Source organism: Xanthomonas sp. LF02-5, from assembly GCF_034105325.1.
Lineage (GTDB): Bacteria > Pseudomonadota > Gammaproteobacteria > Xanthomonadales > Xanthomonadaceae > Xanthomonas_A > Xanthomonas_A sontii.
The window spans coordinates 17,814-39,797 of the sequence record NZ_JAXGGF010000010.1; the positions used below are offsets into that span (position 1 = coordinate 17,814).

Annotated in this window: 19 protein-coding genes; 9 read left to right on the forward strand and 10 right to left on the reverse strand. The window is 71.1% G+C overall.

Annotated elements, in window-relative coordinates:
* Positions 1–51 precede the first annotated feature (51 nt).
* The 5 genes from SLW52_RS19810 to SLW52_RS19830 all read right to left on the reverse strand — a co-directional run bounded on the left by SLW52_RS19810 (position 52) and on the right by SLW52_RS19830 (position 6,570).
* Positions 52–3,261 (reverse strand): CusA/CzcA family heavy metal efflux RND transporter, encoded by a 3,210-nt coding sequence (locus SLW52_RS19810; protein ID WP_320741044.1) that lies wholly within the window; start codon positions 3,259–3,261, stop codon positions 52–54.
* A 10-nt stretch (positions 3,262–3,271) separates the two neighbouring features.
* Positions 3,272–4,468: an efflux RND transporter periplasmic adaptor subunit gene (locus SLW52_RS19815; RefSeq protein ID WP_320741045.1), complete on the reverse strand. Its 1,197-nt coding sequence runs from the start codon at positions 4,466–4,468 to the stop codon at positions 3,272–3,274.
* Positions 4,465–5,718: a TolC family protein gene (locus tag SLW52_RS19820; RefSeq protein ID WP_320741047.1), complete on the reverse strand. Its 1,254-nt coding sequence runs from the start codon at positions 5,716–5,718 to the stop codon at positions 4,465–4,467. The genes SLW52_RS19815 and SLW52_RS19820 overlap by 4 nt, the downstream gene beginning before the upstream one ends.
* A gap of 56 nt (positions 5,719–5,774) precedes the next feature.
* Positions 5,775–6,113, reverse strand: a complete 339-nt coding sequence (locus SLW52_RS19825) for a hypothetical protein (protein WP_017908581.1) — start codon at positions 6,111–6,113, stop codon at positions 5,775–5,777.
* A 67-nt stretch (positions 6,114–6,180) separates the two neighbouring features.
* The gene (locus tag SLW52_RS19830) at positions 6,181–6,570 is read right to left on the reverse strand and encodes a RidA family protein (protein WP_152181452.1); all 390 of its coding nucleotides are present in this window, start codon (positions 6,568–6,570) and stop codon (positions 6,181–6,183) included.
* 129 nt (positions 6,571–6,699) lie between these two features.
* Between SLW52_RS19830 and SLW52_RS19835 the strand changes: the two genes are divergently transcribed.
* From SLW52_RS19835 to SLW52_RS19855, 5 genes are all read left to right on the forward strand, one after another.
* The gene (locus tag SLW52_RS19835) at positions 6,700–7,608 is read left to right on the forward strand and encodes a LysR family transcriptional regulator (protein ID WP_320741049.1); all 909 of its coding nucleotides are present in this window, start codon (positions 6,700–6,702) and stop codon (positions 7,606–7,608) included.
* 242 nt (positions 7,609–7,850) lie between these two features.
* Complete coding sequence (gene rpmB / locus SLW52_RS19840) at positions 7,851–8,087, forward strand: 50S ribosomal protein L28 (RefSeq protein ID WP_010342733.1); 237 nt, start codon at positions 7,851–7,853, stop codon at positions 8,085–8,087.
* A 10-nt stretch (positions 8,088–8,097) separates the two neighbouring features.
* Complete coding sequence (gene rpmG / locus SLW52_RS19845) at positions 8,098–8,265, forward strand: 50S ribosomal protein L33 (protein WP_169411268.1); 168 nt, start codon at positions 8,098–8,100, stop codon at positions 8,263–8,265.
* A gap of 160 nt (positions 8,266–8,425) precedes the next feature.
* Entirely contained in the window at positions 8,426–9,844 is a 1,419-nt protein-coding gene (gene cls, locus SLW52_RS19850) for a cardiolipin synthase (RefSeq protein WP_320741051.1), read from the forward strand.
* Between the two features lie 111 nt (positions 9,845–9,955).
* Complete coding sequence (locus SLW52_RS19855; RefSeq protein ID WP_320741053.1) at positions 9,956–11,383, forward strand: FAD-dependent oxidoreductase; 1,428 nt, start codon at positions 9,956–9,958, stop codon at positions 11,381–11,383.
* A gap of 188 nt (positions 11,384–11,571) precedes the next feature.
* On the opposite strand, the gene SLW52_RS19860 is transcribed toward SLW52_RS19855, so the two are convergent.
* A complete protein-coding gene (locus SLW52_RS19860) occupies positions 11,572–13,089 on the reverse strand; it encodes an MFS transporter (protein WP_320741054.1) in 1,518 nt (505 codons plus the stop codon).
* A 115-nt stretch (positions 13,090–13,204) separates the two neighbouring features.
* On the opposite strand from SLW52_RS19860, the gene SLW52_RS19865 reads away from it, so the two are divergent.
* The 4 genes from SLW52_RS19865 to SLW52_RS19880 all read left to right on the forward strand — a co-directional run bounded on the left by SLW52_RS19865 (position 13,205) and on the right by SLW52_RS19880 (position 18,156).
* Positions 13,205–14,086, forward strand: a complete 882-nt coding sequence (locus SLW52_RS19865; RefSeq protein WP_267084001.1) for a LysR substrate-binding domain-containing protein — start codon at positions 13,205–13,207, stop codon at positions 14,084–14,086.
* A gap of 70 nt (positions 14,087–14,156) precedes the next feature.
* Positions 14,157–16,358, forward strand: a complete 2,202-nt coding sequence (uvrD, locus tag SLW52_RS19870) for a DNA helicase II (protein WP_320741055.1) — start codon at positions 14,157–14,159, stop codon at positions 16,356–16,358.
* A 194-nt stretch (positions 16,359–16,552) separates the two neighbouring features.
* Positions 16,553–16,870 carry a helix-turn-helix transcriptional regulator gene (locus SLW52_RS19875; protein ID WP_223875660.1) on the forward strand — a complete coding sequence of 106 codons (318 nt, stop codon included), beginning with the start codon at positions 16,553–16,555 and terminating at the stop codon, positions 16,868–16,870.
* 26 nt (positions 16,871–16,896) lie between these two features.
* A complete protein-coding gene (locus tag SLW52_RS19880; protein ID WP_320741056.1) occupies positions 16,897–18,156 on the forward strand; it encodes a HipA domain-containing protein in 1,260 nt (419 codons plus the stop codon).
* Positions 18,157–18,374: 218 nt separating this feature from the next.
* Here SLW52_RS19880 and SLW52_RS19885 read toward each other — a convergent pair whose 3' ends face one another.
* The 4 genes from SLW52_RS19885 to SLW52_RS19900 all read right to left on the reverse strand — a co-directional run bounded on the left by SLW52_RS19885 (position 18,375) and on the right by SLW52_RS19900 (position 21,967).
* A complete protein-coding gene (locus SLW52_RS19885) occupies positions 18,375–18,881 on the reverse strand; it encodes a hypothetical protein (RefSeq protein ID WP_267083999.1) in 507 nt (168 codons plus the stop codon).
* A gap of 181 nt (positions 18,882–19,062) precedes the next feature.
* Positions 19,063–20,028, reverse strand: a complete 966-nt coding sequence (locus tag SLW52_RS19890; protein ID WP_226978576.1) for a lysylphosphatidylglycerol synthase domain-containing protein — start codon at positions 20,026–20,028, stop codon at positions 19,063–19,065.
* On the reverse strand, positions 20,025–21,230 hold the full coding sequence (gene clsB / locus SLW52_RS19895) for a cardiolipin synthase ClsB (RefSeq protein ID WP_320741057.1): 1,206 nt from the start codon (positions 21,228–21,230) through the stop codon (positions 20,025–20,027). Before clsB ends, SLW52_RS19890 begins: the two co-directional genes overlap by 4 nt.
* The gene (locus SLW52_RS19900) at positions 21,227–21,967 is read right to left on the reverse strand and encodes an endonuclease/exonuclease/phosphatase family protein (RefSeq protein ID WP_320741059.1); all 741 of its coding nucleotides are present in this window, start codon (positions 21,965–21,967) and stop codon (positions 21,227–21,229) included. The genes clsB and SLW52_RS19900 overlap by 4 nt, the downstream gene beginning before the upstream one ends.
* Positions 21,968–21,984 lie beyond the last annotated feature (17 nt).

The following is a 21,984-nucleotide window of genomic DNA, read 5'->3' on the forward strand; positions in this document are numbered from 1 at the left end:
CCGCGCAGGCCGGCGCCGCTTCCTGCGGGAAGGGCGCCGGCCTGCGGCGGATCAGCCGGCGTGGCGTGGCCCGGCCACGCGTGCGGCGAAGGTCGGCAGCACCAGCAGGGTCAGGGCGGTGGCGGTGATCAGCCCGCCGATCACCACCGTCGCCAGCGGTTTCTGCACCTCCGCACCGGAGCCGCTGGCGATCGCCATCGGAATGAAGCCGACGATCGCGACCAGCGCGGTGGTCAACACCGCGCGGATGCGGCTGCCCGCGCCGTCGATCGCCGCCTGCAGCGGCAGGTCGCCGGCCTCCAGGCGCTCGCGGATCGCCTGCATCAGCACCAAGCCGTTCAAGGTGGCCACGCCGGAGACGGCGATGAAGCCCACCGCGGCCGACACCGAGAACGGCATGCCGCGCAGCAGCAGGGCGAGCAGGCCGCCGACCAGCGCCAGCGGCACGCAACTGAACACCAGCACCGCTTCCTTGACGCTGCGCAGGGCCATGAACAGCAGGCCGCCGATCAGCAGGAACACCACCGGCACCACGGTCGCCAGCCGCCGCTCGGCCCGCTGCAGGTTCTCGAACTGGCCGCCCCAACTCAGGTAGGCGCCCGGCGGCAACGGCACGTCGGCCACCGCAGCCTGCGCCGCGCCGACGAAGCCGCCCAGGTCGCGGCCGCGCACGTTGGCCTGCACCACCACGCGGCGGCTGCCGTTGTCGCGGCTGATCTGGTTCGGCCCTTCGCTGACGGCGATGCGCGCCACCGACGACAGCGGGATCACCTGTCCGGTCGGCGTGGCGATCGGCAGCGCGGCCAGCTGATCCGGGTCGTTGCGCGCGGCGTCGTCCATCCGCACCACCACGTCGAAGCGACGGTCGCCCTCGAAGATCTTGCCGGCGGCGCGGCCGCCGATGCCGGTGGCCAGCGCGTCGCTCACGTCGGCCGCGCTCAGCCCGACCTGTGCCGCCGCCGTGTGGTCGATGGTCACATCCAGCGTGGGCAGCCCGGAAATCTGCTCGACCCGCACGTCGGCCGCGCCCTCCACCGCGCGCAGCGTCGATGCGATCTGCTCGGCCACCTTCTGCAACTGGCCGAAGTCGTCGCCGAAGATCATCACCGCCAGGTCGGTGCGCACGCCGGAGATCAGTTCGTTGAAGCGCAATTCGATCGGTTGGCTGAACTCGAAGCTGTTGCCGAGCTGCTGCCCCGCCAGCGCCTCCAGGCGGGCCACCAGTCGCTCCTTGTCCAGCGCCGGATCGGGCCAGTCCTTGCGCGGCTTGAGCACGATCACGCTGTCGGAGATGTTGGTCGGCATCGGGTCGATCGCCGCCTCGGCGGTGCCGGTCCGCGAGAACACCGTTGCCACTTCCGGCTGCGTGGCGATGGCCTTTTCCAGCGCCAGCTGCATCGCCAGCGACTGTTCCAGCGAGGTGGACGGCACGCGCAGGGCCTGCATCGCCACATTGCCTTCGTCCAGCGTCGGCATGAATTCGCGGCCCAGCATCGCGAACGCGCCGACGCCTGCCAGCAGCATCGCCACCGCGCCGGCGGCGACCGTGCGTGGATGCGCGACGGCCGCGCGGATCGCCGGTGCGATGCGCGTGCGCAGCGCGCGGAGCAGACGCGTTTCGTGCGCGTCGTCGGTCGCATGCGCCGCCTCGTCCTGCAGCGTCGGCTCGCGCACCAGCAGCGCGGCCATCGCCGGCACGAAGGTGAAGGAAAACAGGAACGCACCGACCAGGGCCAGCATGAAGGTGGCCGCCATCGGCTGGAACGTCTTGCCCTCCACGCCTTCCAGGGTGAGGATCGGCGCGAACACCAGCAGGATGATCAACTGGCCGAAGGCGGCCGGCCGCGCCATCTTGCGCGCCGCCTCGGCGGCAACGCCCAGGCGCTCGGCGGCGGTCAACCCGCGGCCCAGCGCGGCGCGGCGCTGGCCCAGCAACAGCAGGGTCGCTTCGATCACGATCACCGCCCCGTCCACCAGGATGCCGAAGTCCAGCGCACCCAGGCTCATCAGGTTGCCGCTGATGCCGAAGCGGTGCATGCCGATCACCGCGAACAGGAACGACAAGGGAATCACCAGCGCGGTGATCGCGGCCGCACGCAGGTTGCCCAGCAGCAGGAACAGGATCACCACCACCAGCAGCGCGCCCTCGGTGAGGTTCCTGGCCACGGTCCTGATGGTCGCGTTGACCAGCACGCTGCGGTCCAGCACCGGCGCCGCCACGATGTCAGGCGGCAGCGACGCGTTCACCTGCGCCAGCCGCGCGGCCGCGGCCTGCGCCACAGTGCGGCTGTTGCCGCCGGCGAGCATCAGCGCGGTCCCCAGCACCGCCTCGTGGCCGTTGCGGCTGGCCGCGCCCAGGCGCGGGGCGCGACCGGAGGCGACCGCGGCCACGTCGGCCACGCGCACCACCATGCCGTTGCGGGTGGCCACCGGCGCCTGCGCCAGATCGTCGGCGCTCAGCGCCAGGCCGTCGGCGCGCACCACCAGGCCTTCGCCGGCGCGCTGCACGAAGCCGGCGCCGGCCTGCACGTTGGCGCGCTGCAGGGCGGTGACCAGGTCGGCCAGGCCCAGGCCGTGCGCGGCCAGCCGCGCCGTGTCCGGATGCACCCCGTATTCCTTGACGTAGCCGCCGACCGTATCGACGCCGGCCAGTCCCGGGCTGGCGCGCATCTGCGGCGCGATGATCCAGTCCTGCACGGTGCGCAGATAGGTGGCGCGCTCCTGCGGCGTGCGCAGCAGTTCGCCGTCCGGCGTGCGGTAGACCTCCCCGGCCTGCCAGCCCGCCGCGCCCGGCCGGGCCAGCCGGGACGGATCGAACGCGGTGAAGTCCACCGTCCACATCAGCACCTCGCCCAGGCCGGTGGTGACCGGCGACAGTTGCGGCGATGCTCCCTCCGGCAGGTCGTCCAAGGCCGCGCGGATGCGTTCGGCCACCTGCTGGCGGGCGAAGTAGACGTCGGTCGCATCGGTGAAGATCGCGGTGACCTGCGAAAAGCCGTTGCGCGACAGCGAGCGGGTCGCGGTCAGGCCGGGAATGCCGGCCAGCGCGGTTTCCAGCGGGTAGGTCACCTGCCGCTCGATCTGCTCCGGGGTCAGGGCCGGCGCCACCGTGTTGAGTTGCACCTGGCGGTTGGTGATGTCCGGTACCGCGTCGATCGGCAGCCTGCCCAACTGGAACAGGCCCACGGCGGCGAGCAGCGCGGCCAGCGCCACCACCAGCCAGCGGTGGCGCACGGCGGTGTCGATGATCAGCTTGAACATGGTCGCCTCCTCAGTGGCCGTGGTCGGCGTCGCCCTTGGCCAGTTCGGCCTTGAGCAGGAAGGCGTTGGCGCCGACGATGCGTTCGTCGCCGCGCAGTCCGCCGAGGATCTCGATGCGGTCGCCGGCGCGCCGCCCGACCAGCACCGGCTGCGCCTTGAAGCCGCCCGCGACCGCCACGAACACCGCGTTGCGGCCCTCGACGGTCTGCACCGCATCGGCGGGGACGCTGAGCGCGCTGTCCTGGCCGTCGGTGACCAGCACCGCCGAGACCGGCGAGCCGGCCGCCGGCAGGGGCGCAGCGACCGGCATCGCGCGGATCACCGCGGCGCCACCCTGCTGGCGCAGGTCGGCCGCCGCCGCCGTGACCCGGGCGGCGAAGCTGCCACCCGTCCCGCGCACCTCCAGCGCCATGCCGGGCGCGACCTGCGCCGCCAGCGCCGGCGGCGCGCTGAACACCAGCTCGTTCATCGCCGGATCGGCGACCTCGGCCACCACGCTGCCGGCCGCGACTACGCTGCCGGGCGTGACCTGCACGTTGCCGACGATGCCGGCCACTGGGCTGACGATGCGCACGCGGCCGCTGGCATCGGGGGCCCCGCTGGCCGCGGCCTGCGCCTGCGCGGCGGCAGCCTGCGCCTGTGCCGCCAGCGCCCGCGCGTGCGAGGTTTCCAGCTCCTGGCGGGCGACCACGCCCTGTTCGACCAGGGCGCGGTCGCGGGCATGCGCCAGGCCGGCGGCCTTGGCCTCGGCCGCGGCAGCCAGGGCATTGGCGCGGAACACCGCGGCCTCGCCGCTGACCAAGATGGCCAGCGGCTGCTGCGCCTGCACCGCGTCGCCTGGCGCGACCAGCACGCGCTCGACCCGGCCGGTCACCGTCGAGGCGACCGAGGCGCGCGCGCCCACCGCCGGTTCGACCCGCCCGGCCAGGCGCACCGAGGCGCCGCCGCCGCGGCCGACCGCGACCACATCCAGGCCGGAGGCGGCGATCTGTTGCGGCGTCAGCCGCACCACGTCGCCGGTTTCGGCATCCGCGTGGGCAGTGGCATCGGTCTTGGCCACCGGTGCGTGGGCTGCGTCCTTGCCCTCGGCGCCACGGTCGTGCGCGTCATCGGCCGCCAGGGGGGCCTGCCTGTCGCCGGCGCAAGCGGCCAGCAGGAGTGCCAGCAGCAGGCTGGCGGAAAGGGAGATCGGACGGGACAGGTTCATTGGGCCTCCATGAACGGCGCGCGCCCTTCCAGGCGGGCCAGTTCGATTTCCGCCGCGACGCGCGCCAGGCGCGCGTCCACGGCAATGCCGCGCGCGGCGATGAGCGCAGCGCGGGTGCTGCGCAGTTCCAGTTGCGTGATGCGACCGGCGTCGACGCCGATGCGGGCCAGGCGGTAGGCCTCCTGCGCCGCCGCCACGCCGTCGTCGGCGGCGCGTGTGCGGCTGCCGGCGGCCTTCAGCGTGGCCAGCGCGGACACGCGGTCGGCGGTGCTGGTGCGACGTTGTCGCTCCAGTCGTGCCTCCGCCGCGCGCCGTTCGGCGCTGGCGGCACGGATGCCGCCGCGGTTGCGATCGAACAGCGGCACGCTGAGGCTGACGCCGAGCGTGTAGGCGTGGGCGCGGTCTTCGCGGAACCGCGTCTGCGCGGCGGTCAGGCTCAGCTCGGGCAGGGCACGCTTGCGCTCCACCTCGACCTGGCGATCAGCAGCTTCGGCTTCCGCAGCGGCGATGCGCACTGGCAGCGCTGCCGCCTCGGTCGCGCGCGGCGATGGCGGCGTGCGGTCGAGCAGGCTGCCATCGAGGGACTGCACCGGCGTCTCCAGCAGGGCGATCGCCGCCAGGCGCGCCAGCGCCGCGTCGCGGAACGCCTGCGCTTCGTCCAGCGCCGCGGTGGCATCGGCCACTTCGCTGCGCGCCTGCACCGCGCGCAGTCGCGGCTCGCGGCCCTGCGCGACCATCGCCTCGACGGCGGCCGCATCGTTGCGGATCAGGCCCAGCGCTTCCTCGGCCAGCGCGTAGCGGCGCAGCGCGCTTTCGGCCAGCGCGTAGGCCGAGGCCACCTCGCCGGCGGCCTCGCTGCGGCTCTGCGTGCCGCGCAGGGCCGCAGCGTCGGCGTCGGCGCGGGCCGCGCGGATGCGCGCGCCGCGTTGGCCCCACAGTTCCAGCGGTTGCGACAGGGTCAGCGAGGTTTCGGCCCGGTCGGTGCCCGCATAAGTGCCGCTGCCCCAGGCGTTTTCGGTGGACCAGGACAGCGACGGGTTGGGCAGCGCCCGCGCCTGTTCGGCGCGCGCATCGGCGGCCTCGGTCAGCGCCGCGCCGACGCGGCTGCCGGGCAGTTGATCGAGACGTTGCAGCAAGGTGTCGTACGAAGGGGCGTTCTGCGCCATCGCCAGCGCGGCCGGGGCCAGGCCCAGCAGCACGGCGACGACCCGCCCGGCCGCGCGCGGCGGCCGACGTGTCGGAGTCGACATGAGGAAATTCCAGAGGTGAGGGAAACGGAAACCCGCGATCGCGGGACACGCTCAACTCACGCTCTGGGTGGGCGCTTCAATCCGTCCTGGACGACGCCTGCAGGTGAAGCGTCGACGGCCTGCATCCAGCGCGCCGGTCGCGGCGCGCCGAACACGGCGAGGGCGCTCGCCGGCAGGCTCAGATTCGAGTGGTGGCAATGGTTGTGGCTGCAGGCGCCGGCATGCTTGCCGTCGCTGTCCTCGCCATCGGCATGCGCCGCGGCGGGCGCGTGCACGGCGTCGGCCGATTCCGGCTCCAGCGCGCAGGCCAGCGCATCGGCCACCGGCACGACCACGAACGCCGCCAGCAGCAGCATCAGCAGGGAGGTACGCAGTGGACGGAACAGGCGGCGCATGAGGCCGGCAGACTAACAAGCGCTTCGGCGCGGACACAATATCAACCCGCCGCGCGCCATCCCACGCTCAAGGCAGCTTCGCGATCACCTTGATCTCGAACTGGAAGCCGTACAGCCAGGTCACGCCGATGCCGGTCAGGGTTGGGTGCGGTGCCTCGCCCCAGTACTCGGGCACGATCGCCCAGACGGTGGCGAAGTTCCGCTCCGGATCGACCAGGAACATGGTCACGTCGATCACGTCGTCGAACGTGCAGCCGGCGGCGGCCAGCACCGCGTTGAGGTTGTCGAAGGCGCGGCGCACCTGCGCGGCGAGCTCCGGCTCGGGCGAGCCGTCCTCGCGGCTGCCGACCTGGCCGGAGACGAACAGCAAGCCATTGCTGCGGATCGCCGGCGAGTAGCGGTTGCGCGCGTACAGCGCCTGGCGGCCGGCGGGAAAGACGACATCGCGGTGGGACATGAGGACGCTCCAGAAGAGGCGGCACGCGCTGCGCGTGCCGGAGTCGCCATCGTGGTCGGCGCCGTTGCCTGGATAAACCGCGACGATCCGCCTAGATTGATTGTGGATTCCAAACAATCGCGGACGGCGATGGACCGATTCGAGGCGATGCGGGCATTTGCTCGCGTGGTGGAGACCGGCAGCTTCACCCGTGCTGCCCACACCCTGCAGCTCAGCCGCACCAGCGTGACCCAACTGGTGCAGCAGTTGGAGGCGCACCTGCGGCTGCGCCTGCTTCACCGCACCACCCGCCGGGTCAGCGTCACCGCCGACGGGGCCGCCTACTACCCGCGCATCGCCCGTCTGTTGGCCGAGCTGGAAGAGGTCGAGGCCGGCCTGGGCAGCGCCGCCGCGGCGCCGCGCGGGCGCCTGCGCATCGACGTGCCAGGCCCGTATGCGCGATTGCGGCTGGTGCCGGCGTTGCCCGACTTCCATGCCCGCTACCCGCAGATCCAGCTCGACGTGGGCGTGAGCGACCGCGAGGTCGACGTGATCGTCGACCAGGTCGATTGCGTGATCCGCGGCGGCGCGCCGGCCGATCCGGCGCTGGTGGCGCGGCCGCTGGCCAGCCTGCCGCTGGGCTTCCACGCCAGCCCGGCGTATCTGCATCGGCACGGCGTGCCCGACCACCCGCGCGCGCTGGACGGGCCGACGCATCGCATGGTCGGATTCCTCAGCCCGCGCAGCGGCCGCGCGCGCAGCTTCCAGGCGCGGCGCGGCGAGGAGCAATGCGAGGTGCAGGGCCGCTACCAGGTCGGCTTCGACGACGGCAACGCCTATCTGGCCGCCGGCCTGGCCGGTTTGGGCGTGGTCGTATTGCCGTCCTACATGGCCGCAGCGCACGTGGCCGAGGGCGCATTGCGGCCGCTGCTGCAGGACTGGCAGTTGCCGCCGATGCCGATGCACCTGATGTTCGCGCCCAATCGGCACATGAGCCAGCGGCTGCGCGCGTTCATCGACTGGGCGGTGGAGGCGTTGGGCCCGGCGGACCCGGTGTAGCCGGCATTCGCGCCGCGGGGGGAGGCGATCCGCCTGTGGACAACTTGCACAAGCCCTTGATCGCCTGCATAATGCGCGGCTCGCTGTGCCCGACGAGGTCGGGGCCGGCGGCCGGATGCGCGATCTCTGGCCGGCCTTTCCCAGCGTAACCGCTTGATTTCCCACGTCGCGTGGTGGCCGCAGGGCTGCCGGGGCCGCCGTCTCCCAGGCTATGGGCGACCAAACTACTATCGAGGTGCGCAATGTCCCGCGTATGCCAAGTGTCCGGCAAGCGTGTGCAGACGGGTAACAACGTCTCCCACGCCAACAACAAGACCCGCCGTCGTTTCCTGCCCAACCTGCACGAGCGTCGCTTCTGGGTCGCCAGCGAGAACCGCTGGGTCAAGCTGAAGGTTTCCGCGCACGCGCTGCGCACCATCGACAAGAACGGCATCGACACCGTTCTGGCTGAGCTGCGTGCGCGCGGCGAAAAGGTCTGAGGAGTAGAGCATCATGGCAGGCAAGCGCGATAAGGTCCGTATGATTTCCTCGGCCGGTACCGGCCACTTCTACACCACGGACAAGAACAAGAAGAACACCCCGGGGAAGATGGAATTCCTCAAGTACGATCCGGTCGTGCGCAAGCACGTCCTGTACAAGGAAGGCAAGATCAAGTGATCGGCTGATCCTCGGATCGCTGCTCACGTTGCACACGGAACCCGCCGCAAGGCGGGTTTCGTGCGTCTGGAACAAGGAAAAAGCGCACCGCCGCTGCGGCCATGGTTGCGTTTGCCGGCGCAGTCCGCAGAATCGGGCGACCTGGGTTGCGAGGATCGCGATGCTGCCGGTCTGGTTGGAAGGCACGTGGCTGCTGGCGCTGGACTGGCTGATCCGGCTGGTGGCGCTGTTGTGGATCCCCACCCGCACCACGCCGGGCGCGGCGCGCAGCTGGCTGTTGCTGGTGGGCTTCGTGCCGTTGCTGGGGCTGCCGCTGTACCTGTTGCTCGGCCACCCCTGGCTGTCGCGCGAGCGCGTCCGCCGCCAGACGCTGGCCTCGCAGGTGATCCGCGAGCAGCAGGTGCCGCTGACCGCGCTGCGCTGGGCGCCGCCGGCCGACACCGTGGTCGCCGAAGTGGTGCCGCTGGTCGAGCGCCAGGGCGACTTCATGCCGACCCACGGCAACAGCGTCGAGCTGCTCGACCGCTACGCACCCTCGCTGCAGGCGCTGATCGACGACATCGACGCGGCGGTCGAACGCGTGCACCTGCTGTACTACCTGATGTTCGACGACGCGGTCGGCGATGCGGTGAGCGCGGCGCTGCTGCGCGCGGCCGCGCGCGGCGTGCAGTGCCGGTTGTTGCTGGATGCGCGCGGCGGCCGCCGCGGCCTGCGCCGCTACCGCAAGCGCCTGCATGCGGCCGGGGTCGAGGTGCAGGCGCTGCTGCCGGGCGGGCTGCGCTGGCGCCGCAGCGGCCGCATGGATCTGCGCAACCACCGCAAGATCGCGGTGATCGACAACCGCGTCGGTTACATCGGCTCGCAGAACTTGGCCGAACCGCAGTTCGTCCCCGGCCATCCCAACCGCGAGCTGGTGGCGCGGGTGCAAGGGCCGGTGGTGGCGCACCTGGAAGCGGTGTTCGCCAGCGACTGGTTCATCGAGACGGGGCAGCGCCTGAGCGTGGTCGCGCCCGCCTCCATCCACGGCGGTGGCGTCGCCGCGCAGCTGTTGCCCAGCGGGCCGGCGTACCCGTTCGAGAACGCCCGCGACACGGTCAACGCGCTGATCCATCTGGCGCGGCGGCGCATCGTCATGGTCACGCCGTACTTCGTGCCGGACGAGGCCACGCTCAGCGCGCTGCGCATCGCCGCGCTGTCCGGGGTGGACGTGCAGTTGATCCTGTCCGAGAGCAACAACCAGCGGCTCACCGCCTGGGCGCAGGAGGCGTATTACGACGAACTGCTGCGCAGTGGGGTCAAGATCGCGCTGTACCGGCCGTGCTTCCTGCACGCCAAGCACCTGAGCGTGGATGAGGGCATCGCCCTGGTCGGCTCGATCAACCTGGACATCCGCTCGTTCGCATTGAACGCCGAGGTCGGCATGCTGTGCTACAGCGCCGCGGTGGTGCAGCGGCTGCGTGCGGTGGAGGCCGACTACCTGGCCGACGCGCGGATGCTGACGCTGCAGGACTGGCGCAAGCGGCCGGCGTGGCGGCGCAGCCGCGAAGGCATCGCGCGCCTCGCCGATGCGCTGATGTGACGCATGCCGATGACAGGCGCATGACGCGCTCATGCGCGATCGGTGCCGGCACATGCACCACGGTTCTCAGCCGCGGGCCGGGCCGGTGGGGGCTTCCCTTACAATCGCGGCATGAATGAGCTTGTGCCCAGCGAACCGGCCGCCGACGACTGCGACATCGCCATCGTCGGCGGCGGCGCGGCCGGCGTGCTGGTCGCGCTGCAGTTGCTGCGCCAGGCCGGCACCGCGCTGCGCGTGCAATTGATCGAATCGCAGCCGGCGCTGGCGCAGGGCGTGGCCTATGCGACGCCCTGCGCCGAACACCTGTTGAACGTGACGGCCGGGCGCATGAGCGCCTTCGCCGACGCGCCCGACGACTTCCTCGACTGGCTGCAGCAGCAGGCGTTGTATCCGCAGCTGTCGCGCGCCGCACTGGCCGAGGCCTATGTGCAGCGCCGCCATTACGCCGCCTATCTGCGCGCACGCCTGTGGCAGGCGCAGACCGCCGGGCCGGCGCGCCTGCAATGGCGCCAGGCGCGGGTGCTGGCGCTGCATCCGCAGCCGACGGGCGGTCAAATTCTGCAATTGCACGACGGTGGACAGCTGCACGCTGGCGCCACCGTGCTGGCGCTGGGCAACAGCCTGCGTCCGCTGCCGGCGCGCGGCGCTCCCGGTCTCGACGCGCCGTCGCGGATCGAGGCCTGGGACTATGCGCAGTTGCAGGCGATTCCGCGCGAGGCCACGGTGTGCATCGTCGGCTCCGGCCTGAGCATGGCCGACAGCGTGCTGACCCTGCTGGCCAACGCGCACCGCGGCCCGGTGCACGTGGTCTCGCGGCACGCGCTGCTGCCGCTGCCGCACGCCGCGCATGGCGCGCCGGCCGACTTCGATGCGCAGGCGCTGCTGGCGATGCTGCTGCGCCAGCGCGTGCGCGCGCTGCGTCGCCATGCCGCCGCGGCACAGGCGCAGGGCCGGCCCTGGCAGAGCGTGATGGACCGGATACGCCCGCTGAGCCAGGCACTGTGGCAGTCGCTGTCGGTGACCGAGCAGCGCCGCTTCCTGCGCCACGTGGTGCGATACTGGGACGTGCACCGGCATCGCATCGCCGCGCCGGTGTTCGCGCAGCTGCAGGCGATGCGCCGGGTCGGTCAGTTGCGCCTGCACCGCGCGCGGCTGGATACGGTATTCCCGGTCGGCGCCTGCGTGCAGGTCAACGGCATGGGCGCCGACGGCGTGCCGCTGCAGCTCGACGCGCACTGTGTGATCAATGCCACCGGCGTCGAACTGCGCGCCCAGACCATGCGCAATCCGCTGCTGCACCAGTTGCTGGGGTGCGGCCATGCACAGCCGGGGCCGCACGGCATCGGCGTGGGCAGCGCCGCCGACGGTGCGTTGCTCGACGCCGATGGCCACGCCACGCCGCGCATCCGCGTGCTCGGTAGCCTGCGCATCGGCAGCCTGTGGGAAAGCCTGGCGATCCCCGAGCTGCGCGTGCAGGCGCAGCAGACCGCGCAGGCGCTGCTGGCGCTGGACGTGTCGGCCCGCGTCGCTGCGCAATGAACACCGCGGAACAGGCCACGCTACGATGTATGTCGGCGCGTTGGTGACATCCGAAGGCCTCCCATCGCGCTCATTGCCACAGCGGACCGAGGTGTGACCGCGTAGAAGCTGCTTCAGCCGCGACAGGCCTTCGCCGGTCACGCCCATCGCGGCTGAAGCCGCTCCTGCACGAGACTTCCCCGCAGGCATCAGCGGCTTTCATCCACCGCGTCTTGCGGCGTGCGCCCGAGCAACAGGCAGATCGCGATCGCCGCCAGCGCGGTGATCGCCGCCAGCACCCGGGTGAGCGTGCCGAAGGTCGCCGCGTAGGCCAGCCGTAGTTGCGTCGCGGACAGCGCGCCCTCGGCCATGGAGGCGGACAGATCGCCGGCGACCAGCCGCTGCGCGGTGTCCGCCAGGGCCGCGTGCGGCAGCAGCGGCGCGACCGCGGCCAGCCGCACCTGCACCAAGGCCGCGAGCAGGGCCGCCACGCTGGCCAGGGCGATGCCTTCGCCGGCCACGCGCAGCGTGCCGAACAGGCCGGCGGCCATGCCGGCGCGTTCGATCGGCACCACGCTCACCGACAGCGCATCCATCAGGCCCCAGGGCAGGGCGGTACCGGCACCGATCAACAACAATGCCGGCAGCGCCTGCGCCGGGGGCCGCGCGCCGAGCCAGCACAGGCCGGCCGCGGCCGCCGCCAACCCGGCTGCCGACAGCCAGGCTGGGGCGATGCGCTGCGCCAGTACCGCGGCCAGGCTCGGCACCAGCAGCATCGGCGCCGACAACGCCAGCAGCGTCAGGCCGGCACTGGCCGCCGGCGTGCCATCCACGCCGATCATGCGCAGCGGCAGCAGCACCAGCAGCACCACGTAGCTGGTGCAGGTGGCGACCGGCAGCAGCTGCACGCCGACGAAGCGCCGGTAGCGGAACAGGCTCAGGTCCAGCAGTGGATGCCGGCGGCGCCGTTCGATCCACACGAAGCCGAGCAGCAGCAGGGCCGCGGCACCGAGCAGGGCCAGCGTCGCGGCGCTGCCCCAGCCGCTGTGCGGCCCCTGGATCAGGCCGGCGGTGAACAGCGCCAGCGCCGCGCTGAAACACAGCGCGCCGGCGCGGTCGGGCGGACCGCCGGCCGGAGCGCGCGAGGCCGGCAGCCAGCGCGCGGCCAGGGCCCACGCCAGCGCCGCGATCGCGGCCACGCCGAAGAAGATCGCGCGCCAGCCCAGCCGTTCGCTCAGCGCGCCCGCGGCCAGCGGGCCGAACGCCAGGCCGGTGCCGAAGGTGGTGCCGAGCAGGCTGAACGCGCGCGTGCGCGCCGCGCCGGTGTACAGCTGGGCCAGCGCCGCGGTGCCGGCGGCGAGCGCGGCGGCGGCACCGACGCCCTGCAGCGCCCGCCATAGGTCGATCGCCGCGACCGAGCCGGCCACGGCCACGCCCAGGCTGGCGCTGGCGAACAGCGCCAGACCGCCGAGGAACACCCGGCGCCGCCCATGCCGATCGGCGAGCGCGCCGGCGGCCAGCAGCAGGCTGCCGAAGCTGAGCATGAAGGCGTTGGTGATCCAGGCCAAAGCCAGCGCGCTGCCGCCCAGGGCCGCGCCGATCGCCGGGGTGGCGACGGCACCGCCGGAGAAGTTCAGCGGCAGCGCCAGGGCGGCCAGGCACACTGCGGCCAAAGCGGCGCCGCGGCGCGGCAGGACAGTGGAATCGGGAGGCGAAGCGGAGGTCATCGGAGCGGCTCTGGCGGCGGATGTCGGAAAGCCACTAGAGATACCGAGGCGGCAATTCGCGAAAAAGGCCGCGATCCTCCGCACTTTGCGGAATGGAACGCTCTAATATCGCGGCATGGACCGCCTCACCGGCATCGTCGCCTTCGTCCGGGCCGCCGAACAGCGCAGCTTCGTCGGCGCCGGCCGCGTGCTCGGCATCTCGGCCTCGGCGGTGGGCAAGAGCGTGGCCGGGCTGGAGCGCGCGCTCGGCGTGCGCCTGCTGCAGCGGACCACCCGCCGCATCGCGCTGACCGCCGAGGGCGCGTTGTTCCTGGAGCATTGCCAGCGCGTGCTGGCCGACCTGCGCGAGGCCGAGGACGCGCTGGCGCAGACCCGGCAGGCGCCGCGCGGGCGGCTGCGGGTCGGCCTGCCGACCATCGGCTACCGCTTCCTGGTGCCGCTGCTGCCGGAGTTCCGCCAGCGCTATCCGGACGTGGCGCTGGACCTGGAGTTCGACGACCGCGTGGTCGATCTGCTCGAACACGGCCTGGATGCGGTGATCCGCAGCGGCGTGCAGGCCGACTCGCGGCTGCTGGCGCGGCGCCTGGGGCCGTTCCGCTTCTGCCTGTGCGCGGCGCCGGACTACCTGCGCCGCCGCGGCGTGCCGCAGACCCCGGCGGAGCTGGCCGCGCACGATGGCGTGCTGTTCCGCGTTCCCGATACCGGCAAGCCGCAGGACTGGCCGCTGGCCGAACCGGCGCCGCTGCCACCGGCGGTGCTCACCTGCAACAACATGGAAGCGGTGCGCGCCGCGGCGATCGCCGGCCTGGGCATCGCCTGCATGCCGGCGTTCCTGGCGCAGGACGCGTTGGCCGACGGCCGCCTGCAGCCGGTGCTGGACGCGCACATGGCCGACGGCGGCGCGTTCTTCGTGGTGTGGCCGTCGCGTCGGCAACTGTCGCCGAAGCTGCGCGTGTTCGTGGATTTTCTCGCCGAACGGCTGTTCCGCACCGATTGACGCCACGTCGTGTGCCGGGCGACGCGCGCTGTCGCAGCCGCTGCGCCGCCGCACCGGCTAAAATGCGCGGGTGGATGTCTCTCATTTGCTCGACGATCTGAACCCCGCCCAGCGCGAGGCCGTTTCCGCCGCGCCCGGCCATTATCTGGTCCTGGCCGGCGCCGGCTCCGGCAAGACGCGCGTGCTCACCCATCGCATCGCCTGGTTGCACCAGGTGCATGGCGTGCCGGTGCACGGGATCCTGGCGGTCACTTTCACCAACAAGGCCGCGGGCGAGATGCGCCACCGCGCCGACCTGCAGCTGCGCAACGGCAGCCGCGGCATGTGGATCGGCACCTTCCACGGCCTGGCGCACCGCCTGCTGCGCCTGCACTGGCAGGACGCGAAGCTGCCGGAGAGCTTCCAGGTGCTCGACGCCGACGACCAGCTGCGGCTGGTCAAGCGCGTGGTGCAGCAGCTGGAGCTGGACGAGGGCAAGTACCCGCCCAAGCAGATCGTGTGGTGGATCAACCAGCAGAAGGACGAGGGCCGCCGCGCCCAGCACATCCAGCCGGAACCGCGCGACGAGTGGGTCACCACCCTGCGCAACGCCTACGCGCTGTACCAGGAGCGCTGCGACCGCGCCGGCCTGGTCGACTTCGCCGAACTGCTGCTGCGCGCACACGAATTGTTGCGCGACACCCCGGCGCTGCTGGCGCACTACCGCGCCCGCTTCGGCGAGATCCTGGTCGACGAATTCCAGGACACCAACGCCATCCAGTACGCGTTCGTGCGCGTGCTCGCCGGCGACAGCGGCCACGTGTTCGTGGTCGGCGACGACGACCAGGCGATCTACGGCTGGCGCGGCGCTAAGGTCGAGAACGTGCAGCGCTTCCTCACCGATTTCCCCAGCGCGCAGACCATCCGCCTGGAGCAGAACTACCGCTCCAGCGCCAACATCCTCAACGCCGCCAACGCGGTGATCGCACACAACCCCGACCGTATCGGCAAGCAGTTGTGGACCGATTCGGGCGACGGCGAGCCGATCGACCTGTACGCCGCCTACAACGAGGTGGACGAGGCGCGTTACGTGGTCGAGCGCGTGCGCCAATGGGTGCGCGACGGCGGCAGCTACAGCGAGGCGGCGGTGCTCTACCGCAGCAACGCGCAGTCGCGTGCGTTCGAAGAGGCGCTGATCGCCGAACAGGTGCCGTACCGGGTCTACGGCGGCATGCGCTTCTTCGAGCGCGCCGAAATCAAGGACACCCTGGCCTACCTGCGCCTGGTCGCCAATCGTGCCGACGATGCGGCGTTCGAGCGCGCAGTGAACACGCCGCCGCGCGGCATCGGCGACCGCACCCTCGACGAAGTGCGACGCCTGGCGCGCGCGCAGTCGCTGTCGCTGTGGGCGGCGGCGCGACATGCCGCGCAGCAGGGCGGCGACCTGGCTGCGCGCGCGCGCAACGCGCTGGGCCAGTTCCTCGGCCTGATCGAGCAACTGGCCGCGGACGTGGCCGGGCTGCCGCTGCCCGAACAGATCGACCAGGTGCTGGCGCGCTCCACCCTGCGCGAGCACTGGGGCAAGGAGAGCCGCGGCGGGCTGGATTCGGAATCGCGCACCGACAACCTCGACGAACTGGTGTCGGTGGCCTCGCGCTTCGTACGCGCCGACGGCGACGAGGACGCCGACGAAGGCCGCCAGGCGATGACCGAGCTGGTCGCGTTCCTGGCCTACGCCTCGCTGGAGGCCGGCGAAGGCCAGGCCCAGGCCGGCGAGGAAGGCGTGCAGCTGATGACCCTGCACTCGGCCAAGGGCCTGGAATTCCCGATCGTGTTCCTGGCCGGCATGGAAGACGGCCTGTTCCCCAGTGCGCGTTCGCTGGAAGAGAGCGGGCGCCTGGAGGAAGAGCGGCGCCTGGCCTATGTCGGCATCACCCGCGCCCGCCACAAGCTGGTGCTGAGCTATGCCGAGTCGCGGCGCATCCACGGCCAGGACAACTACAACGTGCCCTCGCGCTTCCTGCGCGAGATCCCGCGCGAACTGCTGCACGAAGTGCGGCCGAAGGTGCAGGTCTCGCGCAGCGCCTCGCTGGGTGCGCCGCGCAGCCTGGGGCACAGCGTGATCGAGGCCCCGGCGATCAAGCTCGGCGCCAACGTGCAGCACCCCAAGTTCGGCGGCGGCGTGGTCATCGACTACGAAGGCAGCGGCGCCCACGCCCGCGTACAGGTGCAGTTCGACGAGGCCGGCGCCAAGTGGCTGGTGATGGCGTACGCCAATCTGACCCTGTTGTAGGTGCGCTCTTCGGTCCCGTCTGCGGACGCGGCGGGATGGCGACATGCTCGACGTTCTAAATGTCTTCAATAGAAGACTTAAAGCTGTATAAGATTCATAATTGAAGACTATTTTTCGATTTGCGGCCGATGTCTGCCGCGGTATGATGTATCCGATTAATTGCATAAACGCTGTTTGCATATCGGATTGAAGACATGGCTGCTTACGACAGGTTGTCGCCATTGGCGAGCTCGGCCATCACGTCGCTGGGAGACGTCATTCGTCGCGGCCGTAGAGCCCGGACGATGACCCAGGAGGAACTGGCCGAGCGTGCCCGGGTCAGCCGTCTGACCGTCCTCAAGATCGAATCGGGCAATCCCGGCGTCGCCATCTGGGCGTGGGTCAGCGTCATGGAAGTGCTGGGCCTGCTTGGCACATTGCAGGCATTGCACGATCCGGTGGCGCAGGCCATGGATGCGGCGCATGGACGCCGGGTGCGCAAGCGCGATCTGCGCAAGAAACTGGATTTCTGACGATGCCTGTCCACGAACGTTACGTCATGATCCGCCTTGAGGGAGCCGATCAGGACGTGCCCGCAGGGCTGCTGACGCTGGTGGAAACGCACGCCGCATCAGTCGGTAGCCGGTTTGCCTATGGCATGCGCTATTCCCGCCGCCCCGGCGCCATCGACGTCGATCCCCGCAGCCTGCGCCTGGACGAAGTAGCGCCCGGTATCGAGGTCGCGCCGCCGGGCGATCTTGCCCTGTTCGGCGCCATCCGCGATGCCCTTCCCGATGCCTGGGGCCGGCGCGTGCTTGCCAACACGCTGCGCATCCAGGAAGGCCAACTCAACGACCGGGTGCTGATCGACAATTCCAGTCCCAACCGCAGCGGTGCCCTCGATTTCCGTCGCCGTCCCGAAGACGCGCCGCACGACAGCGGTCTGCTGCGGCCGATGCATCTGGATCACCTGCTCGATGCCGCCGAGCGAATCGAAGAGGGCGAGTCCGTTCCGCAACACTTGCTCGAGCTGCTGGGCGAGGCGCCCACGCTCGGCGGCATGCGGCCCAAAGCGGTGCTGGTCGATCAGGGGCGGCAGTGGTTGGCCAAGTTCCCGACCCGGCGCGATCCGTTCGACATTCCCTTGATCGAGCACGCCACGCTGGAACTGGCCCGTCTTGCCAAGATGGATGTTCCCGACACCCGGCTGATCGATGTGCCAGGTCGCGGGACGGTGATGATGATCGCGCGCTTCGATCGCGGCACCGAGGCCGAGGGCTATCGCAAATGGCATATGGTCAGTGCGCTGACGGCGCTGGGCGTGCATGAAATGGATTCGCCGAAGATGGCTTATGCGGACATCGCCGACGCGCTGGGCCGGCTGGGTGCGGCGGGACAGGTGACTGCCGATCGCCACGAACTGTTCCGGCGCATGGTGTTCAACATTCTGGTCTGCAACGACGACGACCATCTCCGCAACCACGCGCTTGTGCACCGTGGCGACTTCGGGGGCTGGCGCCTGAGCCCGCTCTACGACGTGGTTCCCAGGCCGAGCGGCGGCAGCGAGCGCTTCCTGCACCTGGGGATCGGCGCACAGGGGCGCCTGTCCACGCTCGACAACGCGCTCACGCACTGCGCGAGGTTTGCCCTCACCACCGCGGCCGCGGCAGCGGTGATCGATGAGGTGGCGGGCGTGGTGCGCCAGTGGAAAGGCCACTTCGAGGCGCAAGGCGTACCTGGTTCGCAGATCGACAAGGTGCAGAACGCATTCCGGCTGCCATCGCAGATCGGCCTGGCGCAAGTGAACCGGTTCCTGTAACGCGGTCTGCCGCTCGCGGCGGGCTGGCGCGACTGGCCGGGCAGGACGGGCATCTAAGCAGGGAGCATCCATGGTCTTGCTTCATGGTCCCTACGTCAGCGACCGCGGCCGCGCCAGGACGCCAGGCGATGACCGAGCTGGTTGGGTTCCTGGCCTGTACCTCGCTGGAGAGCTGCGTAGGCCAGCACCGGTCTGACATGCCGCGCCCGGCGGGTGGGTCAGCGCGACGACGGCGTGGCAGACGCCGCGACGCGGGTGAAGTAGTTGGTGCGCATCGTCGGCGTGCCGTCCGGCGCGAACGCGGAGACCGTCTCGGTCATCGAGCGTCCGTCGGCGGCGACGGTGTAGATGCGGGTCGAGGCCACGCACCTGTCCTTGGACAGCATCATCGCCAGCACGTTGGGCGCGGGCATCTGCAGCGCGAAGACATCGGCCTCGAAGTTGTTCTTCACCGGCGTGGCGCGGCCATCGAGCGCGGCGACGCCTTCGGCATGCATGGTGCCGCCGCCCTGTTCGGCAATGTCGACCTTGACCGCCCACTTGCCCTTGCCCGCCTCGCTGAAGCGCAGGGTGACCGCCTTGGGCCGGTCCTGGGGTGCCCGATCCAGGCGCGCCACGTCCACGGCCCAGTTGCCGAGCAGGGGCGAGGGCGCAACGGGTGCGGCGGATGCGGACAGACACGGCGACAGCAGCGCCGCGAGCGCGACGGCGAATAGCAGTTTCATGCGACCTCCCGGGAATGGTGTGCGGCGATGAGGACAGCCAATGGTGTGCGCTGCGCGCGTTCGCTCGGTCGACCGTGCCGGGGTGCCGAAGAGCGCATCCGTGCGGCGGCATGACCGCCCTGCTCCGGGACGCGTGCGCTGCGACGCTGGCACCGCAGGCGCAGCGCAACAGGTCAGGTGGTCACGGGTCTGGGTTTGCTGCGCACACGGTCTCGCTCAGGCCGCGCCGCCATCGCGCTTCCAGCAGCGCGTAGCCCGCACAGGCCAGCAGCAGCGGGCCGAGGTAATAGAAGGCGCGATAGGCCAGCAATGCCGCCAGCAGTTCCGCTTGCGGTGCATGCGATCCCAGCAGCGGCAGCACCACCGCTTCCAGCACGCCGATGCCGGCCGGCACGTGGGCGATGGCGGTGGCCACGGCCGCCGCCAGCAGTGCGCCGAGCGCCGCGGTATAGGCCACGCCGGCCGGCATCAGCACGTACAGCAGGGCGCCCATCAGCGCCCAGTTGCCGGTGCCCAGGCCGAGTTGCAGCAGCGCCAGCGGCAACGGCGGCAGGTGCAGGACGTGGCCGCGCACCTGCAGCGTGCGGCCATGCGCGCGCTGGCAGGCGATCAGGTAGCCCACCACCAAGCCCAGCATGGCGGCGCCGACCCATGGCAGCACCGCGCCGCTCAGCGGCCACTGCGCCGGCGTGCGCAGGCGGCCGCTGACCAGCAGCACGCCGGTCAGCAGCAGATAGCCCATCCAGTTGGTGGCGATGGCGAAGCCGACCACGCGGCTGATCGTCGCCAGGCCCAGCCCGGCGCGTCCGTACAGCCGGTAGCGGATCGCGGTGCCGCCGATCAGCGCACCGACATTCAGGCTGAAAGCGTAGGCGATGTCCGCGATCGCCATGACCCGCGGCGTCGGCACCGCATGCGTCGCGTAACGTCGCGCGGCCAGGTCGTAGCCGGCATACAGCACGTAGCTGGCCAGGCTCAGGCCTGCGGCGGCGGCCAGGGTGCCGGCACCGTAGCCCGCCAGGGTGGTGCCGACCTGCGCCCAGTCCACGGTGCGCGCCGCGCGCACCAGCAGGACCGCCACCAGGACCAGGAAGGCCAGATAGGCGAAGCGGCGCAGCATGCGCCAACGCGTGCGCGGATGGTTCATGGCGCGTGCCGCTTGCGCCGCAGCACCGCAGTGCGCGGCGTGCGCTTGGGCAGGCGGCTGGCCCACTGCGGCACGTTGCGCAGCACATGGAACAGCAGCGGCCGCAGCAGCGGTTGCCAGAAGCGTCCGTGTGGCACCTGCGCCGGCACGACTTCGCGGCAGTGCCGTTGCATCAGTCGCTGCAGGCGCCCGTGCAGGTCGCGCGCGAAGGCGGCATTTCGGATCATCAGGTTGGCTTCCAGGTTCAGCGCCAGGCTCAGCGGATCGAGATTGCTCGATCCCACCGTGCTCCAGTGGCCGTCGATCACCGCGACCTTGCCGTGGAACGGGCGCTCGCAGTACTCGAAGATCTGCACGCCGGCATCGACCAGATGCCGGTACAGCGCGCGTGCGGCGAGCAGCGCCAGCGGCGTGTCCGGTTGCCCCTGGAAAATCAGCTTCACCGCCACCCCGCGTCGCGCGGCAGCGCACAGGTCGCGCAGGAAGCCGTAGCCGGGGAAGAAGTAGGCGTTGGCGAGCATGATCTGGTGCCGCGCGTTGCGGAATGCCTGCCGGTAGGCGCGCTCGATGCTGCGTGATCGGCCGGCGTTGTCGCGCGGCAGGAAGCACACCTCGGCCGCGCCGGCGGGCGGCACATCGACGTTCTCCTGCGGCACCCACCCCGCGCCGGTACCGTGGGTGGCCAGGGCCCGGCGCATGAACGCGACCATGTCCGCCACCACCGGGCCTTGTACCTCCACCGCGTAGTCCTGTTTCGCCTCCGGGCCGAAATCGGCCAGGTGATCGGCCGACCAGTTGATGCCGCCGATCATGCCGATTCGCCCATCCACCACCAGCAGCTTGCGGTGATTGCGCCGGAACACGTTCAGGCGCACGCCGAGCAGGGTCGGCTGCTGGTCGTACAGGCGCAGCTCGGCGCCGGCCTCGGTCAGTTCGCGCACGAAGCCGGGCGAGAGATCCGGCGAGCCGAACGCATCCACCAGCAGGTGCACGCGCACGCCGCGGCGCGCAGCGGCGACCAAGTGATCCTTCAGCGCCAGGCCGACCTTGTCCTCGAACCAGATGAAGGTCTCCAGCAGCACCTCGTGCCGGGCCGCGTCGATCGCGGCGAAGGCGCACCGGAAGTACGCATCGCCGTTCTCCAGCAACTCCAGGCGGTGGCCCTGGCGCCAGCGCGTGTCGCGGTTCGCGGTCCGGTTCACAGCACGATCCTGGCGTGCAGCGGGGCGTGGTCGGACAGGTGCGACCACGGCCGGCCGGTCAACACCCTTGCGGCCTCGATGCGCACGTTGCGCACATAGATGCGGTCCAGCGGCAACAGCGGCCAGCGCGCCGGGAAGCTGCGCGCCACGCGTCCGTGCAGGTGCACGAAGGCCTCGGTCAGGCCATGCCGCTGCAGCAGCGGATGCCCGCGCTGGCGCCAGTCGTTGAAGTCGCCGGCCACGATCAGCGGCGCCGGCGCCGGCAGTTCGGCGATCAGCGCGCCGAGCAGGCCGATCTGTCGACGCCGGTGTGCCTCGCGCAAACCCAGGTGCACGCAGATCGCATGCACCGCCTCGGCATGACCGGGGATCTCCAGCACCGCATGCAACAGCCCGCGGTGCTCGTGGCCGGCGATGGAGACGTCGCGGTTGACGAAGGAGGCGATCGGAAAGCGCGACAGCAGCGCATTGCCGTGGTGCCCATGCGGATACACCGCATTGCGGCCGTAGGCGAACTGCGGCCACAGCGCGTCGGCGAGGAATTCGTACTGGCTCTGCGCCGGCCAGTCGGCGTGGCGGCCGGCATGCAGCTGGTGTTCGCCCAGCACTTCCTGCAGGAACACCAGGTCCGCGGGCAGGGCGCGGATTGCCGCGCGCAGTTCCGGCAGCATGAAGCGCCGCTTCAGCACGCTGAAGCCCATGTGCGCATTGACGGTCAGCAACTCGATCGCAGGCATGCCGGGACGGGACGGAA